At 66.0% G+C, this 23,245-nt stretch carries 17 protein-coding genes; 14 read left to right on the forward strand and 3 right to left on the reverse strand.

Features of this window, described 5'->3' with window-relative positions:
* Positions 1-10: 10 nt before the first annotated feature.
* Together VLR48_RS14465 and VLR48_RS14470 are read right to left on the reverse strand one after the other, a co-directional pair.
* Positions 11-694 (reverse strand): hypothetical protein, encoded by a 684-nt coding sequence (locus VLR48_RS14465; RefSeq protein ID WP_325292468.1) that lies wholly within the window; start codon positions 692-694, stop codon positions 11-13.
* 85 nt (positions 695-779) lie between these two features.
* Complete coding sequence (locus VLR48_RS14470; RefSeq protein WP_325292469.1) at positions 780-1,142, reverse strand: DUF1640 domain-containing protein; 363 nt, start codon at positions 1,140-1,142, stop codon at positions 780-782.
* Between the two features lie 164 nt (positions 1,143-1,306).
* Here VLR48_RS14470 and VLR48_RS14475 point away from each other — a divergent pair, with 164 nt between their 5' ends.
* The 9 genes from VLR48_RS14475 (at position 1,307) to VLR48_RS14515 (ending at position 7,392) form a co-directional block, all read left to right on the forward strand.
* Complete coding sequence (locus VLR48_RS14475; protein WP_325292470.1) at positions 1,307-2,185, forward strand: metal ABC transporter solute-binding protein, Zn/Mn family; 879 nt, start codon at positions 1,307-1,309, stop codon at positions 2,183-2,185.
* Complete coding sequence (locus tag VLR48_RS14480; protein ID WP_325292471.1) at positions 2,182-2,988, forward strand: ABC transporter ATP-binding protein; 807 nt, start codon at positions 2,182-2,184, stop codon at positions 2,986-2,988. The genes VLR48_RS14475 and VLR48_RS14480 overlap by 4 nt, the downstream gene beginning before the upstream one ends.
* A 4-nt stretch (positions 2,989-2,992) precedes the next feature.
* Positions 2,993-3,853, forward strand: coding sequence for a metal ABC transporter permease (locus VLR48_RS14485; protein WP_325292472.1), 861 nt, complete (start codon positions 2,993-2,995; stop codon positions 3,851-3,853).
* A 4-nt stretch (positions 3,854-3,857) separates the two neighbouring features.
* Positions 3,858-4,310: a Fur family transcriptional regulator gene (locus VLR48_RS14490; RefSeq protein ID WP_325292473.1), complete on the forward strand. Its 453-nt coding sequence runs from the start codon at positions 3,858-3,860 to the stop codon at positions 4,308-4,310.
* Between the two features lie 16 nt (positions 4,311-4,326).
* The gene (locus VLR48_RS14495) at positions 4,327-4,920 is read left to right on the forward strand and encodes a DUF2796 domain-containing protein (protein ID WP_325292474.1); all 594 of its coding nucleotides are present in this window, start codon (positions 4,327-4,329) and stop codon (positions 4,918-4,920) included.
* A 352-nt stretch (positions 4,921-5,272) separates the two neighbouring features.
* Positions 5,273-5,752: a DUF29 domain-containing protein gene (locus VLR48_RS14500; RefSeq protein WP_325292475.1), complete on the forward strand. Its 480-nt coding sequence runs from the start codon at positions 5,273-5,275 to the stop codon at positions 5,750-5,752.
* A 128-nt stretch (positions 5,753-5,880) separates the two neighbouring features.
* A complete protein-coding gene (locus VLR48_RS14505; RefSeq protein ID WP_325292476.1) occupies positions 5,881-6,090 on the forward strand; it encodes a hypothetical protein in 210 nt (69 codons plus the stop codon).
* Positions 6,091-6,122: 32 nt separating this feature from the next.
* Complete coding sequence (locus tag VLR48_RS14510) at positions 6,123-6,338, forward strand: hypothetical protein (RefSeq protein ID WP_325292477.1); 216 nt, start codon at positions 6,123-6,125, stop codon at positions 6,336-6,338.
* A gap of 256 nt (positions 6,339-6,594) precedes the next feature.
* Positions 6,595-7,392, forward strand: coding sequence for an ABC transporter ATP-binding protein (locus tag VLR48_RS14515; RefSeq protein WP_325292478.1), 798 nt, complete (start codon positions 6,595-6,597; stop codon positions 7,390-7,392).
* 157 nt (positions 7,393-7,549) lie between these two features.
* Here the strand turns inward: VLR48_RS14515 and VLR48_RS14520 are convergent, their stop codons facing one another.
* Entirely contained in the window at positions 7,550-7,897 is a 348-nt protein-coding gene (locus VLR48_RS14520; RefSeq protein ID WP_093029508.1) for an FUN14 domain-containing protein, read from the reverse strand.
* A gap of 269 nt (positions 7,898-8,166) precedes the next feature.
* Here VLR48_RS14520 and recC point away from each other — a divergent pair, with 269 nt between their 5' ends.
* From recC to VLR48_RS14545, 5 genes are all read left to right on the forward strand, one after another.
* Positions 8,167-11,811 carry an exodeoxyribonuclease V subunit gamma gene (gene recC, locus VLR48_RS14525; protein WP_325292479.1) on the forward strand — a complete coding sequence of 1,215 codons (3,645 nt, stop codon included), beginning with the start codon at positions 8,167-8,169 and terminating at the stop codon, positions 11,809-11,811.
* On the forward strand, positions 11,808-15,740 hold the full coding sequence (gene recB / locus VLR48_RS14530) for an exodeoxyribonuclease V subunit beta (RefSeq protein ID WP_325292480.1): 3,933 nt from the start codon (positions 11,808-11,810) through the stop codon (positions 15,738-15,740). Before recC ends, recB begins: the two co-directional genes overlap by 4 nt.
* 14 nt (positions 15,741-15,754) lie before the next feature.
* Entirely contained in the window at positions 15,755-17,902 is a 2,148-nt protein-coding gene (gene recD, locus VLR48_RS14535) for an exodeoxyribonuclease V subunit alpha (RefSeq protein ID WP_414718613.1), read from the forward strand.
* A 43-nt stretch (positions 17,903-17,945) separates the two neighbouring features.
* Positions 17,946-18,416, forward strand: coding sequence for a DUF1640 domain-containing protein (locus tag VLR48_RS14540; RefSeq protein WP_325292482.1), 471 nt, complete (start codon positions 17,946-17,948; stop codon positions 18,414-18,416).
* Between the two features lie 217 nt (positions 18,417-18,633).
* Positions 18,634-23,245 (forward strand): hypothetical protein (locus VLR48_RS14545; RefSeq protein ID WP_325292483.1); only part of this gene is annotated, 4,612 nt, incomplete at its 3' end.

The following is a 23,245-nucleotide window of genomic DNA, read 5'->3' on the forward strand; positions in this document are numbered from 1 at the left end:
CGGAAATCGCCTAAAGGAGAGGACCGATCGAGGTTCCGAGCAGCAATATGGCCGATGCCGCGACCGTGATCAGAACGTTGTCGTCGATCGGTCCGAGCTCGTAGCGCTCGATCCAGGTCGCCACGATCGCCGAGATCAGGCCCCAGACCGGGATGGCGGGCTCGGCGAGTCCGCCGATGATCCAGCCCATGGGCGCGCAGACGATGAGCATGAAGACATTGCCGATCGGACTCTTGGAGCGACGGCGCACCAGCAGGTTGCGCGCGATCCCGGTCACTCCGTCGCCGAAGGCCATGTAGAGTGCCGGAAGGATGGCGAGCCAGGGATTGTCGAGCAGCCACCAGAGAAGCGAGACAGAGAGCGCCCACATGAGGGCGAATTTGACATCGTTGCGGTTCTCGTCGGTTTGAAACCAGTAGAACCTGAAGCCCGTCGCATGTGCGCCGAAGGTGAGGAGCGTCAGCAAGAGCCCGCAGATCAACGGATACCAGGGGCTGTCGAAGACCAAGGGGACCATCAAGGACCCGACGCCGCCGGCCAGCATGTGCACGATCTTGCGGTTGTAGTAGACCGCCCGGATCGGCTCCATACCGCGTGCGACCATGGCCCGGTAGGGAATCCGGGTCACGAAGAGGACCGCGAGGACATAGAGGCTGAGGCCGGCGGCCCAAAGCAACTGCGATGAGATGGTCATAGGTTGAACGGCGCCCCAAGCGATTCAGAGCGTTGTCGGAGACCCGACCCGCCCGGGACATGACGCGCTGACAGCTCGACAAGGCTCAAAGCAGCTTCACCAGCGCGGCGATCGCCCCGACCTGTGCGAATAAAAGCGGGATCAGCCACAGCAAGAGGCTGTTGCGACTGCGCTCGATGGCGGCCATCACCTCGCCGCGCAGCTGCTCGATTTCGGTCTTGACCTCGCCGCGCAACTGCTCGATCCGGATGGTGAGATCCGCGCGCACCTGCTCGATCTCCCGGGTCAGCCTTAGCTCGGATTCGCGCAGATGGCCCTGGGTCACCAACTCCGGCAGGTGAGGATAGCGCTCTTCCAGCCGCTCGAACGCCTCGGCGATCACTCGCGCACGCGCCCGTTCGTCCGGCGCGCTGGCCAGTGCTTCGTAAAGCTCGACTACAGAGCTCATGGCGGGCTTCCTTCCGTCGACCGATCGTGCCGACAGTGTATCCGAGGTCGGCATGAAAGCGGGAGGCGCCGAGTCCCTGCGCGGAGTCTCTAGTCAGGCAGCACGAGACGTTATATTGTATCCAACGGCTTGACGATGGCCGATCCAACAAGGGCAATCCACCGATGCTGCGTCGCCTCCTGTTCGTTCTTCTCGTGCTCCCCGCCCTCGCATGTGCGGCCGATCCGCTCACGGTTTTCGTCACCGTCGTCCCGCAGGAGACCTTCGTGTCGCGTATCGGCGGTGAGCATGTCCGCGTCAACGCATTGGTGCGGGCCGGCCAAGATCCGCATGCCTACGAGCCGACCGCGCGACAGATTGCCGCCCTGGCCGAGGCCGATCTCTACGTGCGTGTCGGTGTCGGCTTCGAGGATGCCTGGATGCCGCGCCTGCTGGCGGCCAATCCGCGCATGCGGGTGCTCGATGCCCAAGACGGCATCGAGTTGCGTCGCAAGGCTGCGGGGCGCGACCAAGGCGACCCTGATCATGGCCATGACCACGGCCATGATCACGGCGACGTCGACCCCCACGTTTGGACCAGTCCCGCGCGCGTGAAGATCATGGGTGCCCGAATCCGCGATGCGTTGGCCGACCTGGCCCCGGAGTACGCCGCGGACTTCGCCGCCAACTACAATCGATTTGCCGCCGACTTGGATGCACTCGATACCGAGATCCGCGCGCGACTCGCCGGCGTGGAAAACCGCCGATTCATGGTCTACCACCCGGCCTGGGGCTACTTCGCCGAGGACTACGACCTGGAGCAGGTCGCGATCGAGCGCGAGGGCAAGGAGCCGGGTGCGCGTGCCTTGGCCGCTATGATCGAGCAGGCTCGGCGCGAGGGCATTCGGGTCATCTTCGTGCAGCCTCAGCTCAATCCGTCGTCCGCCGAGCAGGTCGCCCGATCGATCGGCGGTCAGGTTGCGGTGATCGACCCCTTGTCGGGCGATTATTTCGAGAACTTGCGTCGGGTTGCCGATCTCGTTGCGGGGGCCGGCGCGCCATGATCCCCGTCGGCGGCGAGCCGCGGGCGGCATCGCACAAACAACCCGTCATCGCGATCCGGGATCTCGGCTTCTCCTACGGCGAGTCGCCTGTCCTCGAGGGCGTCGATCTGGAGATCCTCGACGGCGAGTTCGTCGGCTTGGTCGGCCCTAATGCCGGCGGCAAGAGCACGCTCCTGAAACTCGTGCTCGGACTCCTGGAGCCGCAGCAGGGGAGCATTCAGGTCCTCGGACAGCCGCCGCGCCACGCGGTGCGTCGCGTCGGCTATGTGCCCCAATTTCCGACCTTTCCGCGGGACTTCCCGATCTCGGTCGAGCAGGTGGTCCTGACCGGACGGCTCGGCTTCGGGCCGATGCTCGGCTGGTACCGCTCGAGCGACCGCACCGCGGCGCGCCAGGCGCTGGCCGAGGTCGAGGCGCTGGATCTGGCGCGTCGGCGTATCGGAACCCTCTCGGGTGGCCAGCTTCAGCGTGTCCTGCTGGCCCGCGCGCTGGTCGCCGAGCCGTCGATCCTGATCCTCGACGAGCCCACGGCCAACATCGATCAACGCATGGAAGGGGATATTTTCGACCTGCTCGCCCGACTCAACGCGCGCCTGACCATCCTGGTCGTCTCGCACGACATCGCCTTCATCTCGGGCTATGTGGATCGCGTCGCCTGCCTCAACCGCACCCTGGTCTGCCATACGACCGAACGCGTCGACGGCGATCTGATCCATCAACTCTACGGCGACAATGTCCGGCAAGTCGCGCACGCGGGCACCGCGCACGGACACGCTCACCACCACGGCCACCCGGGGCACTGATCCGATGCAGGACTTTATCCAGGCGCTCGGCCAACACGCCTTCCTGCAGACCGCCCTGCTGGCCGGACTCCTTGCAAGCCTCGGCTGCGGGGTGATCGGGACCTTCGTGGTGGTCAAGCGCATCGCCTTCATGGCCGGGGGGATCGCCCATTCGGTGTTGGGCGGCATGGGCGCGGCGCTCTATTTCGGCTTCGACCCCTTGCTCGGCGCGCTCGCCGCCGCCGTGCTCTCGGCCCTGCTGATCGGCCTGGTGCGGCTCGCCTGGAACGCCCAGGAGGATACCCTGATCGGCGCGCTCTGGGCGATCGGCATGGCAATCGGGATCCTCTTTATCGCCAAGACACCCGGCTACACGACCGACCTCATGAGCTTTCTGTTCGGCAACATCCTGCTGGTTCCGCGCCGCGAGCTCTGGTTCATGGCCGGCCTCGACCTGGTGCTTCTGGTCACCGTCATGCTTTTCTACCGACAATTGCTCGCGGTGACCTTCGACGAGGAGTTCGCCCGACTGCGCGGCGTACCCGTCGCCTTCTTCTATCTCCTGCTGCTGTGTTTAGTCGCGGTGACCGTGGTCTTGCTGATTCAGGTCGTCGGCCTGATCCTCGTGATCGCCCTGCTGACCCTCCCTGCGGCGATCGCCGGCCACTACGTCCACTCGCTGGGCGGGATGATGCTGATCGCGACCCTGCTCGGCGGGGTCTTCACCTCCGCGGGTTTGGCGCTCTCCTACGGGCCGGACCTGCCCGCGGGACCGACCATGATCTTGTTGGCCGGGAGCGTCTATGTCGTCTCCGCCGTTCTCAGCCGGGTTGTTGCGCGGCGCCGAGCGCGGCGGCGTCCGCTCCTGAACGCAACGGGAGGGTAGGCGGATGGCGTCCACATCCGACGACGCAGTGCTCGATCGCGCCGATGTCCTCTGTCGGGCGCGCGGCGTGAAACTCACCGCCCAGCGGCGCCGAGTCCTCGCGATCCTCTGCGCCTCGGCCCGTCCCTTGGGTGCCTACGAGATCCTCGATGCCATGCGCGAAGGCTCCCGCACACTGGCCCCGCCGACCGTCTATCGCGCGCTCGACTTTCTTCTCGAGCAGGGTCTGGTGCACAAGCTCGAAAGCCTGCACGCCTTCGTCGGCTGCAACCATCCGGATCATCCGCACTCGAGTCAGTTTCTGATCTGCAAGAGCTGTGGCGCGGTCGCCGAGATCGAGGACGAGGCGATTGCACGCAGCCTCGGCTCCGCGGCCAGCCTGAGCGGTTTTCAACCGCAGCGGCCCGTGGTGGAAGTGATCGGGACCTGTGCAGGTTGTGCGCAAAAAGCACGTTGAATCGCGAGGACTCAGTATGAATCGAATCCGTACCTACACCGTCTCCTTGACCGCAATCACGATGTGTCTCGCCGTCGCGAGTGTGCCGGCAGAGAACACCGAGCAGCGTCGACAGGGCGCGCATGTCCACGGGATGGCTCACATGACGCTTGCCGCCGAGGGTGACAAGGTGCTGATCGAGCTGACCAGCCCCGCGGCGAGTCTGATCGGTTTCGAACGCGCACCGCGAACCGACGATGAACGTGCCACTCTCGCGCTGGCCAAGGAGAATCTGGAGGCCGGCGATGCCATGATCCGCCTGAACATCGAGGCTGGCTGCCGGCTGGAGACCGCGGAGATCGACGCCGAGTTTGCCGATGCCGGGCAAGGCCGCAAGGCGGAGCACGCGCACGAACACGACGCCGATCACGGCGAGGACGGGCACGCGGACTTTGTCGTGCGTTACAGCTTCGCCTGCGATCGACCCGAAGCCCTGGGTTCCGCCGCGCTCGGAATCTTCTCGGGCTTTCCGGCCTTGGAGCGTGTCCTGTTTCAGTACGTGACCGCGGAGGGGCAGGGCGGGGCGGAGCTCACCCCGCGTGCGCCTGTCGTGACCTTCGTGCCGCTTTAAACCGCGCCGATATTGCGCCGGACGGTTTTAGGGCTGCGAGACGCTGAGCGACAAACGCTGTAGGAGTTGGCGCGGTTTAGGTGAAAAATATTTTTAATCATGTGGTTGAGGTTTTTTTGCTGCGTCCGCTCCTGGGTTTCGGCGTTGTTTCATCTGTCCTGACGGGCAAAAGGAAAGACCCGACCGACCCCCGCTCCCGTCCGTCCGGCACGAGGTGATGTGATAGAGTCACGAGTCAAGACCCCGACCCCTGCAGACCTACTCAAAACACCGATGCGGCTTGACGCTTGACTGACCACTCACCGCCCCGATTTTCGCTGATATGATTGTTTAATCAGGCGAGTACAACGATATGACTAAGCTCAGCACGCTTTATCAAACCGACTATGCCGCCTGGGCGGCCCGCCATGTCGAACTGCTTCGCGCCGGTCGCTTTGCCGAATTGGATATCGAGCATTTATTAGAAGAGCTCAGCGACATGATTAAGAGCGATCGACGTGAATTGGAAAGCCGATTATTGATTCTGATCGCTCACTTATTGAAATGGGAGTTCCAGTACCAAACCCTCTCCGAGCGCTGGCGCGAGTTTAAAGGCGATAGCTGGCGCGCGACCATCGTCGAACAACGCAAACGCCTTGTTGTACTGCTGCGTCAATCGCCCGGGCTGAAATCGATCCTTGCCGAGGCCATCGCCGCAACCTATCCGGATGCGGTCGACCTGGCCAGCAAGGAAACGCGCCGGCCCCCGGAGACCTTCCCGGCGCACTGTCCCTACCAGGCGACGTCGCTGCTTGATGACGATTACTACCCTGGTTCATGGGAGCAGACCTAGCAAAGGCGAGGTAAGGCCCAAGCTGTCCGAAAAAGGTGTTGCACCCAAGCCGGACGGCTTTTCCGAGGGTAATCGCATGGTTGGCGGTATCATCCCGCCTTGGGGTTTGCACAAAAGAGGTAAACGTAATGAATGCCATCCGCCAGGTCTTCGATGATGCAGCCGAGCAGCTGCGCATCGACCTTCCCCCCGAGCTTCAGCATCGCCGCGTAGAGGTCATTATCTTGCCCATGGATGAAAAGGTCGCGCCGTTTACAGAAACAGCAGGTCCTCGGTATCGGACCTTCAAGGTCGATGAACGGGCGATCTTCGATCGGGATGCACTGCATGAACGGTGAGCCCTTCGTGGATACAGAGCAGCCTTGAAGCCATGATCGAGCACTGCCGCGTGATTCCGGTCTCGGTGCCGATCATTCGCCAGGCACACGCCATCAAGAACCGCTATGGTTTTTCGCTGTGGGATTCGCTGGTCGTCAGTAGCGCATTAGTCGCGGATTGTCCCGTGCTGTATTCCGAGGACCTTCAGCATGACCAATGTATCGAGGGGCGTCTAATCGTGCGCAATCCGTTTAAGGGCATCAACTGAAGCATCCCCAGTCCGAAGCACCGTCAGTTGTCATATCGTCCTTTCATCGCCCAAAGGTTGTATCGCATCGTCGGCCCGCTCTTCGTAGCCAAAGCCGCAGACATAGCCCGGGGATCGGGCCAGGGCCTTCTCGGGCGCACAGCCAAGCATCTGCGTCGGCGGGGATCGACTCGGGTGAGTGACGATACCGATCCAAGGTATCCTTGACCCAGGCATCCAAGGACCGCTCTACGAAACGAGTCTGGGGAGTTGGCACATGACCCTCTCGGTTGGGACGTTGGGAACCCCGGGGGACCTTGGAGAACCCGGGGGAAACCCTTCTCCGGTCATCGAGATCCGCGATCTGGCCTTCCGATGGCGCCGCGGGGCGCCGGCCGTGCTCGCCATCGACCACCTCGAGATCGCGCGGGGCGAGCGCGTCTTCATCGAGGGACCGAGCGGCAGCGGAAAGACAACGCTGCTGAGTCTTCTAGCCGGTGTGGTCAAGGCCGAGCGGGGGAGCCTGCGCATGCTCGGGCAGCCGCTGGAGCGCATGGGTGCCGTCCGGCGCGATCATTTCCGGGCCGACCATGTCGGCTACGTCTTTCAGATTGAACATCTGATCCCTTATCTGTCGCTGGTGGAGAACGTGACCTTGCCCTGCCGCTTCTCGCGGCTGCGTCGGGCGCGCGTGCTCGAGCGCGCCGACTGCGGCGGGCGCTCTGCGCGGTGTCTGGAGGAGGAGGCGCTGCGTTTGCTCGATCATCTCGATATGGCCGAGCCCGCGCGCTCAAGACGGCCCGTCACCGAGCTTTCGGTCGGGCAGCAACAGCGCGTCGCCGCGGCGCGTGCGCTCATGGGTTCGCCCGAGATCCTGATCGCCGACGAGCCGACCTCCGCGCTCGATTCGGATCGTCGCGAAGCCTTTATTCGACTGCTGTTTCGGGAGTGTGCCGAGACGCGGATGAGCTTGATCTTCGTGAGTCACGATGCGGCGCTCGAGCCCTTGTTCGATCGCACCGTGCGTCTCGCCGAGATCAATCGCGCCCTTGGCTCGAAGCCGCTCGGCGACTGAGCCGATTCCGGACTCGGGCCGGGCGAGCTCCGTTTGCTCCCCGCCTAAGGCGATTTCCGAGAACAGGCATCCGGACTGCGCATGACCGGAAGACCTAAAGTGCTTTGCATGCGAATAAATTCGCACCTACACGCTGGTAGATCCTTGCCGAAATTACCTAAAGCCTGAAGCCCATCACCAAGCCGGCCGTGAAGGATGCCGCACTCGTCAGGTTGCCGCCGATGAAGTCGAAAAAGGCGCCTCCATTGACCGTGAGCCACTCGACCCAGCCGTCGTAGTGGATCTCCAGGCCGGACCAGTTCACGTCCAGAATGCCGGCATACTGCAAGGCAAAGACCCCGAGCAGGATGAGGCCGACGACGAGCAGCACCAGCTTGAAGGCCATCTTCAGCGCAAACCCGAGCGCCAGCCCGACCATGAAGGAGAACCCGAGCTTCAGGAAGAAGGTTTCGTTGAAGAGTCCGGCGGCCTCCACCGGTGCGGTGTCTACTGCGAGATGATCCATCGGGTCTGTCGGCAACGAGGCTGAAGGAAGGAGGTCGGGTCGGAGCGCGTCGGCGAGGCGCAAGTGCAGCACGGCAGATGTGTCGAAAATGATCTCGGACGGTTTCGGAATCTCTGCGCTGCTCCGCTAGTGTATACCGAGCACTCGCGGACGTTTCGTCGCATTGGACGCCCCGCGCATGCGGACCGCATCCGCCTGGGCGGCCTCGATGAGGAAGGCGGGTGCGGTTCGGCCGCCCTTCGCGCACAATGGGCGCTGTTCACCGTTGCATGGAGCTCGACGTGACTGCAAGCGCCCTCACACCCGGCCTGATGCTTGTCCACGGCAACCGCCCTGAAGATCTGCGCGATCTTCTGGTGGAATGGATGGCGCGGTATCCGTTGGGCCCGCTCGAGAACGAGATCGTTCTGGTACAGAGCAACGGTATCGCGCAGTGGCTGAAACTTGCGCTCGCCGCCGATGCCGATCCGGGCTCGGGTGAGTTTGTCGCCGGCGAGCGGGGCCTCGGCATCGCCGCGGCGCTCGAGATCTCGCTGCCTGCGCGATTTCTCTGGCGTGTCTACCGGGCCGTGCTCGGCGCCGACGCGGTCCCGGAGATCTCGCCCTTCGACAAGTCCCGCCTGGTCTGGCGTCTGATGCGGCTCCTGCCCGAGCTGTTGACTCGGCCCGAATACATGCCGCTGCGCCGCTTCCTGCAGTCAGATGCCGATCTGCGAAAACGTTTCCAGCTCGCCGAGCGTCTGGCCGATCTCTACGACCAGTATCAGGTCTATCGCGCTGACTGGCTCGACGCCTGGGGCAACGGCGAGGACGTGCTGATCGAGGCGCGCGGAGCTCGCGTACCCTTGCCGGACGAACAGTGCTGGCAGACCGGACTCTGGCGTGCCCTGCTGGCGGATGTGAAGGGAGACGGCGATGCGCGGGAGCAGGGGGCCGGCATCGGTCGAGCCGGCGTCCACGAGGCGTTCCTCCGACGTGCGTCCGACTGGCCTGAAGGCACGCACCCGCGAGGCCTGCCGCGTCGGGTCATGGTCTTTGGGATCTCCAGTCTACCGCGTCAGTCCCTGGAGGTGCTGGCCGGGATGGCGCGCTGGACCCAGGTCCTCATGTGCGTCCACAACCCCTGCGAGCATTACTGGGCCGACATCGTCGCCGACAAGGATCTGCTGCGCGCCGAGCGCACCCGTCAGCGGCGCCGCGACGGCATGCCGGCGGATCTGTCCGAGGAACGGATGCACCTGCACGCCCACCCGCTGCTCGCGGCCTGGGGGAAGCAGGGCCGCGACTTCATCGGTCTGCTCGACGAGCATGACGACGAGGCGGCTCGGGCGGGCTATCGCGGGCGGTTCAATGCCATCGGTCAGCGGATCGATCTGTTCGACGCCTCGCAAGAGGCCGACTCGGTGCTTGAGCAGCTCCAGGACGACATCCGCGATCTGCGCCCGCTCAAAGAGACACTCACGCATTGGCCGGAGGTCCCTTCGACGGGCGATGCCTCCATCCGCTTTCATATCGCCCACAGCCCCCAGCGCGAGGTCGAGATCCTGCACGACGTCTTGCTCGCCGCCTTCAATGCAGACAGGACCCTGACACCCCGCGACATCATCGTCATGGTGCCGGACATCGACATCTACGCGCCGCACATCCAGGCGGTGTTCGGTCTCATCGATCGCGATGACCCTCGCCACATCCCCTACAGCGTCGCGGATCAAGGCCAACGCGCGACTGAACCTTTGATCCAGGCCCTTGCGAAGCTGCTCGAGCTGCCCCGATCGCGTCTGGCGGTCAGCGATGTGCTCGATCTGCTCGAAGCCCCGGCACTGCGCCGGCGCTTCGGGATCGCAGAGACGGACCTTCCGCGGCTCCATCGCTGGATCCGCGGGGCCAATATCCGCTGGGGTCTGCACGCCGAGCAGCGCGCGAGCCTCGATCTGCCGAGTCAACTCGATGCCGATGCTCAACACACCTGGCTGTTCGGCCTGCGCCGGATGCTGCTCGGGTATGCGGTCGGTGCCGGCGGCGACGAAGGGGCATGGCAGGGGATCGAGCCGTTCGACGAGATCGGCGGTCTGGATGCGGTCCTTCTCGGCCCGCTCGTGCGGCTCATCGAGCGTCTGGATGTCACCTGGCGGACCTTGCGCGCGCCCGCGACCGTCGCCGACTGGTGCACGCGTCTGCGTACCCTCATGGCGGATTTCTTCGACGCCGCCGACAGCGCCGAGGCCTTCACCCTCATGCAGCTCGACGCCGCCCTGCAAGCATGGCAGGAGGCCTGCGACGAGGCCGCGCTTGCCGAGGAGCTACCCCTGTCGGTCGTCGGCGAGTATTGGCTCTCCCAGCTCGACGACGGCGGCCTGTCGCAACGCTTCTTCGCCGGCGCCGTGACCTTCGCGACCCTGATGCCGATGCGGGCCATCCCCTTCCGCCGGGTCTGCCTTCTGGGTATGAACGACGGCGACTATCCCCGCACCCGCATCCCGATGGACTTCGACCTCATGGGCCGAGACTACCGACCCGGCGACCGCTCGCGGCGCGAGGACGACCGTTATCTCTTTCTCGAGGCCCTGCTCTCGGCGCGGGACCATCTCCACATCTCCTGGGTCGGGCGCAGCATCACCGACAACGGCGTGCGACCGCCCGCGGTCCTGGTCGCCCAGCTGCGCGATCATCTTGCCGTCGGTTGGCGGCTGGCGGGCGACACGGGGATGTCGGAGGAGACGCGCGCGATCGATCCGGGTCGGGCCCTCCTGGATGCGCTCACGGTGGAGCATCCGCTCCAGCCCTTCAGCCCCGCCTATTTTCCCCCGGAGTCTGAGGCAAGTGCCGCCCAGCTCTTCACCTATGCCCGCGAGTGGCGCCCCCTCGATGCCGCTCAGCCGCGTTGCCCGGACGGAGCACCGCAAGCGCCCGCGGCCGCATTGCCGCCGCTGCCCCGCGATGAGCCGCTCGCGCTCCGCGACCTCGTCGATGTCCTCAAGGCGCCGGTGAAGGCCTTCTTCCGCCAGCGGCTCGGGGTCCTTTTCGAACTCGAAGATCCGACGAGCGAGGATCAAGAGCCCTTCACGCTCGAGCCGCTCGCCCGCTGGCAGCTGCAAGACGAGCTGATCCGTGTTCAGGAGCAAGCGCTGGCGCACGGCGAGCCGATCGCCGCGGCGCGCGAGAGCCGCCTCGATCGAATCCGACGGCGCGGCGATCTCGCGCCGGGTGGCTTCGGCGAGGCCTTCGCCGTCGAGCTGGTCGAACCGATGGATGCCCTTTTCGAGCGATATCGCGATGCTCTCGTGCGCTGGCCAAATCCTCTCGATGATGAAGAGGAGAGCCGGTTTCAAGCCGATCTTCCGCAGCCCGTTCCCGAGCTGGCGGATTGGGTCGGCGGCATCCGCACCGATGCCGAGGGCCTCCGAGGACGCGTCCTCATCGAGGCGAGCGACCTGACGACGAACAACCACTATCGCGGCGAGAAGCTCATCCGGTACTGGATCGCGCATCTGGCCCTGCATCTGGCCGGCGGCCCCCTCACCACGCTGGTCCTCAGCAAGGCTGGCGATGTCGAGCTCAAACCACTGCCGGTCGAGCATGCGAAGGCACACCTGACCGCGCTGCTGGCGGCCTGGCAGCTCGCCATGTGCCGTCCGCTCCCGCTCGCCGCGAAGACCGCGTTCGAGTGGCTCAAGGCCGGCGATGCGTCGAAGGCCCGCACGACCTACGAGGGTGGCTTCATGCAAACCGGCGAGGTCGCGACCGATCCCTATCTCGCACGCGCCTATCCGGACTTCGATGCACTCTGCGCGAGCGGTGAATTCGCCGAGCTGGCCGAGAGCCTGCTGCGCCCGCTCTACACCGCGATGCATGCCGACGACACGAAGAAGCCGGACCGGCCAGCCGCACCGCACGCAACCGGAGCCGCCGCATGAGTCCCGCGCATGGCCGAACGACGGCGACCCCGACGTCCGAGCAGGTGGATATCGAACCGGTCTCGCGTCGGGCCGAAGCCCGACCCACGGGCTCCGATGCCCTGGATCCGCTGCGCTTCCCCCTCTACGGCAGCCGCCTGATCGAGGCCAGTGCGGGCACGGGCAAGACCTTCACCATCGCGACACTCTATGTCCGCTTGGTGCTCGGCCGCGGCGTGCCGAACGACGCGACCCAAGAGGCACAGGAGATCGCTCCCCGCGCCCTCACCCCGCCCGAGATCCTGGTCGTCACCTTCACGGAGGCCGCCACGCGCGAGCTGCGGGACCGCATCCGCGGGCGTCTGGCCGAGGCGGCGATGGCCTTTCGCGCCAAGCCGCACGACATCGCCGCGCGCCCCGCGGGGGAGGATCCACTGCATGACCTGCGTGCCGAATGCCCGCCCGAGCACTGGCCGGCCTGCGCGCGCAAGCTCCAGCTGGCCGCCGAATGGATGGACGAGGCCGCCGTTTCGACCATCCACGGCTGGTGCAACCGGATGCTGCGCGAGCATGCCTTCGACAGCGACAGTCACTTCACCCAGACCCTCGAAACCGATCAGAGCGATCTGCTCGCCGAGGTGGTGCGCGACTATTGGCGGACCTTCATGATCCCGCTCGAGCCCGAGTCGGTCGCCGAGGTGCGTCAGTGGTGGTCCGATCCGGAGGCGTTGCAAGGGTCCGCCCGATCGCTCGTCGAGCATGCCGATCGGCTTGACCCCGCGGCCGAGCCGGCCATCGCGCTCAAGGCCGTCCGCACGGAGAAGGCGGAGCGTCTCGCCGAGCTCAAGGCACCTTGGGCCGCCTGGGCGGACGAGCTTCAGGCGCTTCTGGACGACGCCGTCGACAACAAGCGCGCCAAGTTGCAAAAGCGCTTCTACACCCCCTGGTTGAAGGCGCTACGGGACTGGGCCGCCGACCCTGCTGTCGAGTCGCTCGATCTGAAGACCGGCTGGGAGCGTCTCACGCCCGCGGGTCTGGCCGATGCCTGGAAGACGGGTGATCGGCCCGGTCACCCCGCACTCGAGGCGATCGCCGACCTCAAACCCGCGCTGGCCGATCTTCCCACCCCACGCTCAGCCCTTCTGCGCCACGCGGCGCGCTGGGTCGCCGACCGCTTCGCCGCCGAGCAGACCCGCCGCGCCCAGATGGGCTTCAACGACCTGCTGACCCGGCTCGATGCTGCACTTCAGGGCCCCAACGGCGAGCGTCTGGCCGAGATCATCCGCCGCCAGTTCCCTGTCGCCCTGATCGACGAGTTCCAGGACACCGACCCGGTGCAGTACCGCATCTTCGACGCCGTCTACCGGGTCTCGGAGAACGACCCCGCAACCGCGCTCGTCCTCATCGGGGATCCCAAGCAGGCCATCTATGCCTTCCGCGGCGCGGACATCTACACCTATCTCGCCGCCCGCCGAGACTGTGCCGGCCGTCTCTACACCCTGAAGCGGAACTACCGCTCCACGCCCGGCATGGTCGCCGCGACCAATCGCTGCTTCGAGGCGGCCGAGACCCGAGCGTCCGGGGCCGGCGCCTTCCTCTTCCGCACCGAGACCGACAATCCGGTGCCATTCATTGCGGCGGACGCAAAAGGGCGCAAGGACGCGCTGCTCATAGACGGCGAACCGCTGCCGGCGCTCACCGCTTGTTGGCTGCCGGCCAACGATTCGGGGAAAGCGCTGAGCAAGGACGCCTATCGTCGTCGGATCGCGGAGGTGTGTGCTGCCGAGATGGCGCGTCTGCTCAACCTCGGGCAGACCGAGCAAGCGGCATTCGTCGGCGACGGCGCGCCCAAGCCTCTGCGCCCGGCGCATCTGGCCGTGTTGGTCAACACCGGCAAGGAGGCGGCGATCATCCGCCGCGCCCTGGCGCAACGCGGTGTGCGCAGCGTCTATCTCTCCGACCGGGACTCGGTCTACCAGAGCCCGCAGGCCGGCGAGCTACAACGTTGGCTGGCCGCCTGTGCCGAGCCCGACGACACCAGCCTGGTGCGCGCCGCGTTGGCCACCGCCACACTCGGCCTGAGCTGGCCGGAGCTCGATCGTCTTAATCACGACGAGCTCGCCTGGGAGTCGCGCGTGCTCCAGTTTCGGGCCTATCGCGACACCTGGCGCCGCCAAGGCGTGCTGCCCATGCTGCGGCGCCTGCTCAACGACTTCGACGTCCCCGCCCGGCTGCTTGCTCGCGAGGCCGGATCGGGCTTCGAAGCAGGGCCGGATTCGGGGTTCGACGGGGAGCGCATTCTCACCGATCTGCTGCATCTCGCCGAGCTGCTGCAGCAGGCCAGCGTCCTGCTCGACGGCGAGCATGCGCTCATCCGCCATCTCGCCGAGCAGTGCCGGGATGCAAACCGCGGTGCGGGCGGCGATGCTCGCCAGATCCGTCTCGAGAGCGACGCCGATCTGGTGCAGGTGGTGACGGTCCATAAATCCAAGGGACTCGAATACCCGTTGGTCTTCCTGCCGTTCGCTGCCGATCATCGGCAGATTACGAAAGAAGACCTGCCGCTCAAATGGCACGATGCGCAGGGTCGCCTGCAGCTCGGGCTCTGCCCCGATGACGAGATCCTGGAACGGGCCGACCGCGAGCGTCTGGGCGAGGATCTGCGCAAGCTCTATGTCGCCCTGACCCGCGCCCGCCATGCCACTTGGCTTGGTCTCGCGCCGCTGTCCGGTCTGGAGCAGGGCGCCTTCGGGTATCTGTTGGGCGGCGGCGCCGTGCTGTCCCCCGATGGTTTGGATCAGGCACTCGAGGACCTGCGCGGCGACTGTCCGTCGATCGCCGTGGTCCAGGCGCGCGAGCCTTCGCCCGATGCCCCACCCGATGCATCAGGGGACCGCTTCGTCCCGGCCGGTCCGGCACGCCGTCTCGGGCCGGCGCGCACATCGGTCCCCGTCGTGCGCGAGCCTTGGTGGATCGCCAGCTATTCGGCCCTGCGCACCGTTGCCGACGGCGACCCCGCGCGGCCCGCGATGCCGATTCAGACGGAGGCCCAGACGGCGGCCCGGCCGCCTGCCGATACGGCGACCGAGGATCGGTTCCGGGAGTTGCAGGCCGCGCAAGCGGCCGCACCGGGCGCCGCGCTGTCTCACTCGCCGTCGAGCAGCGATGCAAGCCATCGACTGCCCGCCGCCGGAACCATCCACGCCTTCCCGCGCGGGCCGGAGGCGGGCACATTCCTCCATGATCTTCTCGAATGGGCCGCCAACCCGAGTTTCGCCGAGACCGCCGCCGATCCGGTGCGACTGCGCGACACCATCGCACGACGCTGTCAGGTGCGCGGTTGGTCCCGATGGATCGATCCGCTCACGGCCTGGCTGGAGTCCTTTTTGGCGATGCGGTTGCCCGTGCCCGCGATGGGCGGGCTTCCGGCCACCGCCTTGCGTCTCGTCGACCTGAGCGGCGCCGTGCCCGAGATGGAATTCTGGCTCGCCGCCCACCATGCCGACACCGGCGAGATCGATCGCTTGGTCTGTACCTACACACTCGAGCGCGCGCCCCGTCCGGCGCTCCAAGCCGCTCGCCTCAACGGCATGATCAAGGGCTTCATGGATCTGGTCTTCCAGCATGAAGGCCGTTTCTACGTGGCCGACTACAAATCCAACTGGCTCGGCCCGGACGCCGCGGCCTACACACCGGAGGCCATGCGCGCCGAGATACTGCACGCGCGCTACGAGCTCCAATACGTCCTCTATCTCTTCGCGCTGCATCGGCTGCTCACGGCTCGCTTGCCGGACTACGACTACGACCGCCACGTCGGCGGCGCCCTCTATCTCTTCCTGCGCGGAATCGAGTCGCCCAGCCGGGGCCTGCACGCCGAGCGTCCGCCGCGCGAGCTGATCGAGGCATTGGATCGCTGCTTCGCGCGCAAGGCGGAGGAGGGGCGATCATGAGCCGGGATCGGACGATGCAAGCCGCGCAGGCTCCCGGGGCTCGAGACGCTCAACGGGCGCACATGGACAGACTCCTCGCACGCTGGGCCGAGCACGACTGGCTGCGCGCGCTCGATGTCGCCTTCGTGGATTTCCTCCGCCGCGAGGTGCCGGATGCGCCGCCGTTGCTGATCCTCGCCGCGGCTCTCGCCAGCCATCAGCTCGGTCGCGGCCACGCCTGTCTCGACCTGGAGGCCACGCTGAAGGATCCGACCTTCGCCCTGTCCTTGCCCCCCGAGGGTGCCGACGCCGGGGCGACCGATATCCCGCCGCATCCCGCCGAGGTGCTGGACGGACTGACACTGCACGACTGGCAGGCCGCGCTCGCCCATCCCGATCTGGTCGGCCGGGGCGTCGGCGACACACCGCTGGTCCTGGTCGGTCCGCGACTCTATCTACGCCGCTACTGGCGATACGAGCAGGCCGTGCGCGCCGGTATCGACGCCCGCTCGGTGCGCTCCGAAGCCCTGCAGTCCGCCCTCCCGATCGCGTCCATGCGCCCTCTGCTCGAGCGTCTCTTCCCGCCCGGCTCGACACCGGACCGGAGCACCGATTGGCAGAAGCTCGCGTGTGCGCTCGCCGCGCGCAGCGCCTTCGCCATCATCACCGGCGGCCCCGGCACCGGGAAGACCACGACCGTGGTCCGACTCCTGGCGCTACTGCAAGCCCTTGCGCTCGCCGAGCTGCCACCGGATCAGACCTCTGCCGGACGGCCGCAGCGCGCACTGCGGATCCGCCTGGCGGCACCCACCGGCAAGGCCGCTGCACGTCTGAACGAGTCCATCGCTGCCGCGGTCGCAAGCCTGCCGCTCGCCGACCTGAGGAACGGCGAGGCCGTGCGCGCCGCCATCCCCGTCACCGTGAGCACGCTCCACCGCCTGCTCGGCAGTCGCCCGGACACCCGCCGCTTGCGCCACCATGCCGGCAATCCGCTGGCGCTCGATGTGCTGGTCATCGACGAGGCATCCATGGTCGATCTGGAGATGATGGCCGCCGTCCTCGACGCCCTGCCGGCGAACGCGCGCCTCATCCTGCTCGGCGACAAGGACCAGCTCGCCTCGGTCGAGGCCGGCGCCGTACTCGGGGAGCTCTGCGGTCGTGCCCGCGAAGGCCACTACACCCCGAGTACCCGGGACTGGCTGGAGCGCGCGACCGGCGAGCACATCCCCGCGGACCTCGTCGATCCCGCCGGCACGGCGCTCGATCAGTCCGTCGTGATGCTGCGGCACAGTCACCGCTTTTCAGCCGACAGCGGCATCGGGCAACTCGCCGAGGCGGTCAACGCAGGTGATCCTGTCAAGGTCCGCGACCTCTGGACACGCGGGTATGCCGACCTCGCCCTCGTCGTGCTCCACGGTACCGACGATGCGGCCTTCCGCTCGCTGATCGTCGACGGCGCGGCGACCTCGTCGGTCGATCCGCAGCCCAAGGACGTAGCGCGGAAAGAACAGGCCTATGCCGCCACGCCGCGACACGGCTACCGCCATTACCTCGATACCCTGCGAGAAGGCCAACCCGCTCGAGACGCCGATCCGTCGGCCTACGACGCCTGGGCACGCGAGGTTCTGCAGGCTCACGGCGCGTTCCAATGTCTCTGCGCCCTGCGCCGCGGACCCTGGGGCGTCGAGGGTCTCAACCAGCGCATTGCCGCCCTGCTGCACGATGCGGGGCTCATCCCGGCCAGTAGCGGCTGGTATATCGGCCGTCCCGTCCTGATCACCCGCAACGATTACGGCCTGGGGCTCATGAACGGCGACATCGGCATCACCTTGATCCGCCCCGCACCAGGCGATCGGGACCGGCCGCTCCGCGTCGCCTTCCACGCGGGCGACGGCCAGGACGGCATCAAATGGATCCTTCCCAGCCGCCTCCAGGCGGTCGAGACCGTCTATGCGCTCACCGTTCACAAATCCCAAGGTTCCGAATTCAGCCACGCCGGCCTGGTCCTGCCCGAGACACTCAGCCCGATCCTCACGCGCGAGCTGCTCTACACCGGCATCACACGCGCACGTGCACACCTGACTTTAGCGCAGCCTGGCGGGGATCAGGTCCTGGAACAAGCGGTGCAGCGGCGGGTTTTGCGGGCGAGCGGATTGATGGAAGAGGCGTCTCACGCATCATGAAACCATTCTTTATTTCGATCTCGCTTGGTTGCATAGTATGGCCATGACCTCCGTTGTCGCCCTATACGACGCCCTGACCGCGGCCCCCGACGAGCGCGCACGGGCGCGCGTGATCGCCGAGGCCTTCGAGCGTCTGGACGAACGCTATCCGCATCTGCCCGACCTGGCGACCCGGGGCCATGTGCGCGAGACCGAGCTACGCCTGCAAAAGGAGATCGAGCAAGTCCGGGCCGATCTCAAAGCCGACATCGAGCAGGTGCGTGCCGATCTGCGCGAGACCGAGCTACGCCTGCAACAGGAGATCGAGCAAGTCCGGGCCGATCTCAAAGCGGACATCGAGCAAGTCCGGGCCGATCTCAAAGCGGACATCGAGCAGGTGCGTGCCGATCTCAAGCTGGACATCGAGCGGGTCCGCGGCGAGATCGCGCGCACCAAGATCGACCTGCTGAAGTGGATCGTCCCGCTCATGTTCGCCCAGGTTGCCGCCATCGCGGCCCTGGTGAAGCTCCTCTAAGGAGTCCGTGGCTGATCCAATCGGCGGCTAAGGCACTGACCCCAATGCCACGATCCGACATCACTTGTTCTCGCCTACGCAGCGAGCTACCCTCCGCCAGGGTTTATCTTGGTGTCGGGCTCCTATAGGCGCCGGTGTCAGGGTGTTGCTGTAGTCACCGGTGGCGGACATGACGATGCGCGCAAAAACAATACCTCAAGCGGTTTTTGTCGGGCTCATGGCCTTGCTGGTCGGGGCCGGGCTCTCCCTCCATGCCGCGCCGGTGATCGACAACAACGCCGGCACCTGGACCGATGACTACAACGACAGCCTCGGCGTCGCGTCGGTCGCGCAGACGGAAGTCAACACCGCAGCCGGCATCGTTCAGCTCGAGAGCGGGCAGGCCAGCGGCTCCTATCGCACGGTCACCATCAGGCCCAACAGCTTCAGCGCCTGGGGCGCCCTCACGCTCCAGGCCAACTACTCCGCCGTCGGCGACCTCCAGGTCGAAGTGCTGGACCCGGCGGATACCGTCCTCCTCGGCGGCCCGGTCAACTACGCCGGTCCCATCGACCTGAGCAGCCTGTCTGCCGCCACCTATCCCGAGCTGCGCGTGCGCGTCACCCTCACCGCCGGCGCAACGCGCCCGACGGTCTCGCAGCTCAATGTGACCTGGACACCGAAGTCATTCATCCTGCTGAACAAGAAGGCCCCCGAGGAGGTGCAGGCGGGGCAGCAGATCAACTACCGGATCAATTATTCCGTGGCCTTCGTCGGAGCGACGGATCTGGTGGTGTGGGACACCCTGCCGGCGATGACCTACCCGGCCGATTTCGGCCAGAACGACAACGTCACATTTGTCTCGGCCACCAAGGGCGGTCAGTTCACGCCCACTGCGATGACGGTCAAGGGCGTCGACATCCCGGCCAACAGCGTTTACTGGGATCTGGGCGCGGTGCCGGAGGGCACGACGGATACGGTGCTGTTCACCGTACGCACGCGCAACGGCACACTCGACGGCTCGGTGCAGCCGAACACGGCCTCGGCCGACGCCGCCAATGCGGATCCCGCCGTCTCCGCACCGGTCGAGACCATCATCCGCAGTCAACCGTCGCCCCAGATTCAGAAGCGTGCCGCCGACGGCATCTTCGCTCTGGCCAGCGGCAACTACACCCAGCCAGGCGGGGTGAATCGATTCCGGATTGAAGCGCGCAACCTCCCGGCCGGCGAAGGCCGCGAGACGATGTACCAGACGGTCCTCTTCGACAACCTCGACGACCTGACCGGCAAGATCAATCCGAATTTTGGCGGGGCGGGCATCCCGGTGGCCGACCTGTCCCCGACGGGCGGCCAGTATACGGCTACCGGCGTCACGGTCAACGGCACGGTCGTCCCGCCCAACAGCGTCTATTGGGATATCGGCGCGTTGGGGCCGGGCGCGACATTGACCGGGTTCTTCTCCGTCGAGATGCTGAATGAAGCCGACCTCGGTAGCGCCGGGCATTTGCCGGGCCAGTATGTCAACACCGCGACTCTCGACTCCTTCCGCACCACACCCATCTCCGCCAACCTGACGGTGCAATGGCCGCTGGATGAATCGCCCGCCGGCATTTTCGCCAAGGGCGATGGGGTCGGGGGTACCTTCCGCATCACCGGCGGACGCGACGACAATCCGCTCCTCTACGTCAAGCCCGGCGAGGCCATCCCCTTTGCCCTGCGCGTGAGCAACAGCGGGCTCGTGGCCCTGAACGACGCGGTTTTCCTGGACCGGGTGCCCGACAACACGACCTTCAAAAGCGCGTGGTTCACCGATCCGTGGCTGCAGGATCCCGACAATGCCCGGATCTTCTATTCCACCAGCGACCCGGGTAATTGGGATACGCCTCCAGCGTACAACCTGCCGGTGGATCGGAATAACTTCGGCGCCGACTGGTCGACAACCCTGCCAGCCGATCCAGCCGACGTGAAATGGGTGGCGGTCTGGATTCGCGCCGTCAACCCCGCGCTGCTGGACAGTTCGGCGCCCGGCTGGGTTCTCGGCGCGCCGACATCGGGCACGGCCTTTTTCGATGTCGTCGTGGATGCCGACATTCTGGATGCCACCCCCTGCGTGGATCAGTTCGTGACCAACCGCGGGCAATTCCGTGTCCACGCGCTGACGCGCTTTGACGGCACGGGAACCGATGCCATTAATCCGCCGCTGGCCGCGCACGACGACGAGCCGGTACGGGTTTCCATCGACAAGGCGATCCTGGCACATTCCGTGACGTCGACCGTGACGCCGTCCCTGCTCGACGAGCCGGGTCCGATGCAATTCGCAGCCACCATCCGGAACAACGGTAACGCGATTGCCCAGAACGTGCTGCTGGAGCTCCGCTGGCCCCGGATCCCGATCAACGCGGTGCCGCAGTACCTGACCTTCGCGGGCATCAATCGTCCGATTCAGTCGTTCGACCCGGCCAACGGCACGGTTGTGGTCAATCTCGGCAATCTGGCCCCCGGCGCCACGGCGTCGGCCACGCTGACGGTCAACGTGCCCGCCGGCCTGGAATTCGGCCAGCAATTGACCTTCACCGCCCGCGCCAGTGCCGACCCCGTTCCTTGTTCTGTTGCGGACGCCGTCGATACCGCCACCGCCGCCGCGCGGTTTTTGCCGGGCCTGCGCGTGTTCAAAAACGATGTCGTGGACCTGATTCCCTCGGGCGGATTCATTGACTACACCCTGACCGCGCGCAACATCGGAACGGGTCCGGCTAAGGGCGTCTGGGTGGTGGACCGCATTCCCGACGAGACGGTTTTCGTCGGCGCCACGGGTCCTCAGGGCGAGCAGGTCTGGTTCTCCGACGAGGACAACCTGCCACCAGCCTTCCTGACAGCCATGCAGCCGCTGGACGCGGCGGCCATCGCGGCCCATTTCACGCCGGGCAGCCAGTCCGGCATCAACTGGACGAGTCCATTCGGCAACCAGACCCGATGGATCGCCTGGCTGATGGATGACGCCACAATCAGCCCGCCGCAATACCCGGTCGGCACGGTCAATACCGTCGGCTTCCGCGTCGGCAACGACCTCGACGGCCCGGGCCCGAACACGGACGGCTCGCCCGTCGGCACGCAGAACTTCAACACCGTGGGCATTTTCTCCGACGAGCTGATCCAGGCGATCGGCAACGAGGTCGTAACCACAATCAACGACCTTCCGGGAATCCTGGTTCGCAAGACGGGGCCCTCCTTTGTGACCCGGAGTCAGGAGTTCGAGTGGGTCGTGACCTACTTCAACAATTCCGGCGGCAACAACACCACCACCGTGGTGACCGACACGCTGCCGGTCGGGATCACGTTTGTGTCGGCCACGCACGAATGGAACGAAGAGGCGCTGAACAACGGCGTCCCCGCGAACAACAACAGTCAGCTCGTTCCCTCGTCGGTGGTGGCGAATCCGGACGGCACGACGACGTTGACCTTCCAGATCGCCAACAACCCGGGGACGAACGGCTATCGCGGAGCAGACGAGTCACTGCATACCACGGAGGGCGGGACCATCGTCCTGAGGGTGCGGGTGAACGACAACATTCCGTCGGGAACCATCCTGCAGAATCGAGTCGCGGGCGAGGCAGCCAATGCGTTCGGAACAACGCGTTCGCGCGACCGGCACGAGGTCGAGGTGCGCAACGCCGACACGCGGGTCACCAAAGTCGCGCAGCCGCCAACGCCTGTTCCGGGTGACACGGTCAACTACACCCTGATCGTCGCCAATGACGGGCTCGTGCCCGCCGAGAACATGGTGATCGTGGACACGCTGCCGGCGGGGCTGACCTATGTGGCCAATTCCACCCAGATCTTGAGCCCGAACTACACCCTCGGCGAGCCGGCAGTGTCCGGCCAGACCCTGACCTGGAGCCCGGCCACCGCCAACGCCATCACGCGTACGGGGCTGCCCGCAGGAACGCTCCCCCCGCAGTCGGGGGACATCCTCATCCAGTATCAGGCCGCGGTCGATGGGACCGTCAACCCGAACACCGTCCTCCCCAACCTCGTCGTGATCGGGACCGATACACCCGAGGACGATGATACGAACAATCAGGACGACGCCGACGTTCGCACGCCCGATCCGGACCCGGCCATCCTCAAGACTGGTCCGGCCTTCGTCAATCCGGGCGACCGCTTCAACTGGAGCATCCAGTACTTCAACAACACCCGCCAGCCCGCCGCGAACGTCTACATCGTCGACACCCTGCCGGACGACACCAACGATGGCGAGGCCGATGTCACCTTTGTCTCCCAGACCGCCCCGGCCGGCGTCACCGCCTACTTCAGCGGCGCGCCCAGCAACGCGGCGCCCGCGTTCGATCCGACCGACCCGACCGGATCCGGCGCTTGGAGCGCCACACCGCCCGCCATCGTCAACCACATCTCCTGGCTCGTCGGCGCCCTTCCCGGCGAAGCCGGCCCGCTCTCCATCACCGTCACCGTCGATGCCATCCGCCCCAACAACGGCAGCCCGCAGCTGCCCGCCGCCGGCGTGAACATGACCAATGTCGTCGCCATCGCCACCACCGATCCCGACGAGGATTCCTCCAACAACCAGGACGACCACACCACCCGCACTCCGGGTAACGACATCGCGCTCATCAAGACCGCCACCAGCGAAGGCAACTTCCCCGGCCTCGTTCCCGGCGATCCCATCACCTACACCCTGGAGGTCATCAATACCGGCACCGAAATCGCCTACGGCATCGAGGTCGTCGATACCCTGCCAGCCGGCCTCACCCTCGCCAGTCCGTCACCCGGCCCGGCCCTGCTCTCGCTGGTCAATGCAAACGGCGAACCGGTCCAGCCGGTCGATGGCCTGG

Source organism: Thiocapsa sp. (assembly GCF_035467215.1).
Lineage (GTDB): Bacteria > Pseudomonadota > Gammaproteobacteria > Chromatiales > Chromatiaceae > Thiocapsa.